General features: G+C 73.1%; 3 protein-coding genes. 2 read left to right on the forward strand and 1 reads right to left on the reverse strand.

Annotated elements, in window-relative coordinates:
* Both AB7J25_RS12430 and AB7J25_RS12435 read left to right on the forward strand, forming a co-directional pair.
* Positions 1-1737, forward strand: a 1737-nt coding sequence (locus AB7J25_RS12430; protein ID WP_428508356.1) for an alpha/beta fold hydrolase, incomplete at its 5' end; no start/stop codon positions are given.
* Entirely contained in the window at positions 1737-2153 is a 417-nt protein-coding gene (locus AB7J25_RS12435; protein ID WP_428508358.1) for a pyridoxamine 5'-phosphate oxidase family protein, read from the forward strand. The genes AB7J25_RS12430 and AB7J25_RS12435, both read left to right, overlap by 1 nt.
* Before the next feature lie 128 nt (positions 2154-2281).
* On the opposite strand, the gene AB7J25_RS12440 is transcribed toward AB7J25_RS12435, so the two are convergent.
* Positions 2282-3103 (reverse strand): alpha/beta hydrolase family protein (locus AB7J25_RS12440; protein ID WP_428508360.1); only part of this gene is annotated, 822 nt, incomplete at its 5' end.

The raw sequence follows: 3103 nt of genomic DNA on the forward strand, positions 1-3103 counted from the left end.
CACGACACCCGCCGCGGGATCACCTCGTTCTACTGGACCGACGACCCCCGTTGGCTGCTCTACCTGCAGGACACCGACGGCGACGAGGACTGGCGCCTGCACCGGGTCGACCTCGACGCGCCCGACGGGCCGTCGGTCGTCCTCACCCCGATGGACCCGGGGTCGCGGGTCTTCGCCGTCGACCCGGAGACCACGGTGCCCGGCACCGTGATCGCGTGGATGAACCCCCGCCCGCTGTACGTCGACGTGTTCCGCATCGACGTCGCCACCGGGGAGACCACGCCGCTCGTCGAGCGGACCGACCCGACCGAGACCTTCCTCGTCGACCGCACCGGGCGGGCCTCGTGGTTCCTCGCCCAGGACACCGACGGCACCTACGAGATCTCCGCGGCCGACCCCACCACCGGCGAGCGGCGGCTGCTCCACCGGGTCGGCGGCCCGGAGCACCCGATGGGCGTGTTCGTCCTCCCGGCGCCCGACGGGCGCAGCGCGCTGATCGGCGACTACCAGGACCCCGGCGGCCATGTCGGCGACGACCTGCAGCTGGTGCGACTCGACCGCGACACCGGCGAACGCACCGTCGTCGCCGCCGTGGACGGACACAGCCTGGACACCCTCAGCGCAGCCGCCGACACGCTCCCACCCAGCGTGTTCACCGACCGCCGCACCGGCGAGGTCATCGCCGCCCGGTTCACCGGCGACCGGCCCCGCATCGTGCCGCTCGACCCCGGGTTCGCCGAGGTGCAGGGCGCCCTGGAGAGGCTGTCCGACGGGGTGCTCGGCTGGGTGCACTCCGACCTGGCCGGGCGACGCTTCGTCGCCACGTTCATCCACGACCGCGAGCCCGGCACGACCTGGCTCTACGACCACATGACCGGCGAGGCCCGGCTGCTGCACCGCGACCACCCGGACCCGGCAGACCTCGCGCCGATGGTCCCGGTCGGCTTCCCGGCCCGCGACGGGCTGCCGCTGCACGGCTTCCTGACCCTGCCCGTCGGCGTGGCTCCGGTGGGGCTGCCCATGGTGCTGCTGGTGCACGGCGGGCCGTGGATGCACGACACCTGGGGCCACAACAAGGCCGTCCAGTTCCTGGCCAACCGCGGCTACGCGGTGCTCCAGGTGAACTTCCGCGGCTCCACCGGCTACGGCCGCCGGCACGTCACCGCGGCGATCGGCGAGTTCGCCGGGAAGATGCACGACGACCTCATCGACGCCGTCGACTGGGCGATCGCCCGCGGCAACGCCGACCCCGACCGCCTCGCCGTCGTCGGCGGCTCCTACGGCGGCTACGCCGCGCTCGTCGGCGTCACGGTCACCCCCGAGAAGTTCGCCGCCGCCGTCGACTACGTCGGCATCTCCGACCTCGCGAACTTCCTCGCCACCCTGCCCCCGTTCGTCCGGGCGAACATGACCAACAACTGGATCGCCTACGTCGGCGACCCCGACGACCCCACCCAGCTCGCCGACATGCGGGCCCGCTCCCCCATCACGATGGTCGACAAGATCCGCACCCCGCTGCTGGTCGCCCAGGGTGCGAACGACGTCCGCGTCGTGCAGGCCGAGTCCGACAACATCGTCGCCCCGCTCCGGGCTCGCGGCGTGCCGGTGACCTACCTCGTCGCCGACGACGAGGGCCACGGCTTCGAGAACCCGGAGAACCAGGTCCTGCTGTTCCGCGCGATCGAACGCCACCTCGCCGAGCACCTCGGCGGCCGCCGCGCTGAGACGGACGCCTGATGGATGCGCTGACCGCCGAGGACGTCGCGTTCCTCGCCCGCCCCCTGCACGGCTTCTTCACCGCGGCCGCCGGGCCGCAGCCGCCGCAACCGCGGCCGGTGTGGTTCGAGCTCGCCGTCGACAGGACGCTCCAGTTCTTCACCGCGCCCGACTCGCTCAAGGTGCGCCGCCTGCGCCGCGACCCGCGCGCCTCCCTCGTCGTCGCGGCACCGGCGGACGAGCACGAACGGTGGGTGTCCGTTGCCGGCCATACCCGGATCGGGGCCGACGGCGCGCACGAGCTCGCGTCCCGCCTCGCTGCCCGCTACTGGGATCTCGACGACCCTGTCCGTGCCGACGAGCTCGCCGCGATCCTCGCCACTGACCAGGTGCGCGTCGTCCTGCACGCGGAGACCGTGCGGCGCTTCGCGTTCTGACGGAAGAACGCGAACCGTGGCCGCCGCGCCCGCGGCGTCCCCGTCACGGGGCCGTACTGCTTGTCGCCGTTGATGCGGTCATGGGAGTCCTTTCGAGTACCTGTTCGCGCCGCCGGTCGCGGGCCGGTTCATGCCGCGTCCACGTCGGACGTCGTACCGCTCCGCCCGCCCAGGTACCGGGCGAGGTGGCGCTCGACGGCCCGGTAGAACCGGAGCCGGTTCTCCTCGTTCTCGAAGCCGTGGCCCTCGTCCTCGGCGAGCAGGTACTCCACCGGGACCCCGCGCTCGCGCAGCGAGGCCACGATGCGGTCGGACTGTGCCTGCGGCACACGGACGTCGTTGGCGCCCTGGGCGACCAGCAGCGGGGTCCGGATCCGGTCCACCATGGTGATCGGCGAGCGGGCCAGCATGTCGGCCACCTGCTCGGGCACCTCCGGGTCACCGACGTAGCGGTACCAGCTGTTGGCGTTGTAGCGGCGGGTGAACGGCGGCAGGGCCCTCAGGGCCGTGACGAGGTCGGAGACACCCACGTAGTCGACCGCGGCGGCGAACAGGTCGGGGGTGGCGGTGATCCCGACGAGGGCTGCGTACCCGCCGTAGGAGACACCGAAGACACCGACCCTGGCGGGATCGGCGTAGCGCTGCGCGACCGCCCAGCCGACGGCGTCGACGAGGTCGTCCTGCATGGCCCGGCCGAACTCGCCGACGGCCGCGGTCAGGTGGCGGCGCCCGTAGCCGGTGGAGCCGCGGAAGTTGACCTGCAGCACCGCGTAGCCCCGGTTGGCCAGCAGCTGGACCTCCGGGTTGTAGCCCCAGGCGTCCTGGGACCACGGGCCGCCGTGCACCAGCAGCACCATCGGCAGGTTCCGCGGCGCCACACCGATGGGCAGGGTGAGGTAGCCGGGCAGCTCGAGCCCGTCCCGGGCCGGGAAGCGCACCGGAGCCATCGG

This window comes from Pseudonocardia sp. (assembly GCF_050246655.1).
GTDB lineage: Bacteria > Actinomycetota > Actinomycetes > Mycobacteriales > Pseudonocardiaceae > Pseudonocardia.